Source organism: Marinibactrum halimedae, from assembly GCF_021234875.1.
Classification (GTDB): domain Bacteria; phylum Pseudomonadota; class Gammaproteobacteria; order Pseudomonadales; family Cellvibrionaceae; genus Marinibactrum; species Marinibactrum halimedae.
This window is the reverse complement of sequence record NZ_JAJQVM010000096.1, coordinates 1-1,607: the sequence shown is the minus strand read 5'-3', so window position 1 is coordinate 1,607 and position 1,607 is coordinate 1. Positions and strand designations below refer to the sequence as shown.

Sequence of the window (1,607 nt, the reverse complement as noted above, 5' to 3'; positions counted from 1 at the left end):
TTTCGATGGGCTGTTTTGGCTTGCTTGCCGTCACGATGTGTTGGTCGCAACAAGGGCAAGCGTATTTTAAACGACGGTGGCGAATGACCTTAATTTTAGCGGGAATGATTTCCAGTTGCTCATGATCTTCACTGCCGATGTTTTTGAGTGCAGCGCCATCGTGTGGGCAGGTTTTGTCATGCTCAGGAAGATCATAAATAATGTCTTCACGGGGAAGATTATCTGGAATACTGACGCGAGGTTTACGTGTACGAGTATGACTTTTGACTTCTGTCGCCGTCTCTTCGAGGGTAAGCTCGGTCTCTTCCGCTTCAATTACCTCAGCTTCATTAAATAAGCCCAATTGATTAGGAGGGGTTTTTTCACTGGAGGGGGCAAAACGCTGACGGAGCAGATGTTGAATCTGCTCACTGAGAAAAGAGTTTTTTTCTTTTTCAGCGGCTAATGCTTGCCGTAATAAAGTAATTTCTTGTTGTAACGCCGCGACTGTTTTCATGCAGAAATTATACAATAATGACTAGGCGACGTGTGAGTATTTTAATGTTTGATGAGGTTGTATTTTTTCGAAGTCAACGCCACGAAGTAGCCAAGACCATTGCTCATGGGTAATAGAAACCGTGTCGAATGAATTTTTCTTGGGCCACTTGAATTTATCTTTCTCCAACCGCTTTTGCCACAGCGCAAAACCGGTGTAGTCCCAGTACAATACTTTTATCTGATCGCGTCTTCTATTGCAAAACACGAACAAAGCGGGCTGATAGACATCCAGCTCCATTATATCGCGGACGATGACAGACAGGCCATTAATGGCTTTACGAAAATCGACGGGATTTCGATGCAAATAAATCGGAGTAGAGTGAGTCCATTCAATCATGTCAGCGATTTCACTAGGGCAACGAGATTGGGTATGGACATGGCGGCTGGGCAATGAATCTTGCATTGTCCTATTTCGATGGTGAGCTTGTCCAAGGGTTGGGGCTGTGTGGGTTCTTTATGGGGTTGTACGACCACGGTTGCAAAAGCTTGCTTTGCTTGAGCTTTCTTTCGTTCGGACAGTTTGATGCTGAAATATTTAGGGTTGACGTTGTGTTGCTTGCAGAATTCCACTTGGGTTAGCTCAGATTTTTCAAATTCTGACAAAAGGTGGGGCCAGTTGTAACGGCGATATTTTGGCATGATAGTCTCCTTTGGATGGAGACAGTAGGTTATTGGTTTGGAAGGTGGGGTTGTAGGAGGTTGTTGGTTTGGCGTTTACCGAAGATGAATTGACCCACCAAGTCTAAAAACACTGCAATTTGCAGCCAAAATAAAGGCTTAAAACCTTCATTTACTGCGAGCAAAAAAACTGGCTAGTGGCACGCAACCATCAAAGTCACCTTTATCAACACACTGCATAACGCCTCAAACACCGGCTTGGTGAAGATGGCGGCTTTTTTGGAACAAAAAAGGTGACAGCTTTACCAAGTCCGCGTGCTTTGACTTGTGTACGCCCGGCATGGGCTTGAATTTATGGGGTGAAAGTCCCCTGTGGGAAGATCACCGTTGAAAACAGGTTGTGATTAAACGACAAACCACTAGCGAATGGCAAGGGCTGATCCGCGAGGAGA

At 45.2% G+C, this 1,607-nt stretch carries 3 protein-coding genes; all 3 read right to left on the bottom strand.

Annotation, left to right across the window (positions count from 1 at the left end; translation table 11 throughout):
• Nucleotides 1-496, bottom strand: a 496-nt coding sequence (locus LU351_RS20420; protein ID WP_232595931.1) for an IS66 family transposase zinc-finger binding domain-containing protein, incomplete at its 3' end; no start/stop codon positions are given.
• Between the two features lie 21 nt (nucleotides 497-517).
• Complete coding sequence (tnpB, locus tag LU351_RS20415) at nucleotides 518-874, bottom strand: IS66 family insertion sequence element accessory protein TnpB (protein WP_232595930.1); 357 nt, start codon at nucleotides 872-874, stop codon at nucleotides 518-520.
• Nucleotides 871-1,176: an IS66 family insertion sequence element accessory protein TnpA gene (gene tnpA, locus LU351_RS20410; protein WP_232595929.1), complete on the bottom strand. Its 306-nt coding sequence runs from the start codon at nucleotides 1,174-1,176 to the stop codon at nucleotides 871-873. Before tnpA ends, tnpB begins: the two co-directional genes overlap by 4 nt.
• Nucleotides 1,177-1,607 lie beyond the last annotated feature (431 nt).

Bases quoted from the DNA above. Each gene is read 5' to 3' on its own strand.
- tnpB (WP_232595930.1), bottom strand. From the start codon at position 874: ATGATTGAATGGACTCACTCTACTCCGATTTATTTGCATCGAAATCCC.
- tnpA (WP_232595929.1), bottom strand. From the start codon at position 1,176: ATGCCAAAATATCGCCGTTACAACTGGCCCCACCTTTTGTCAGAATTT.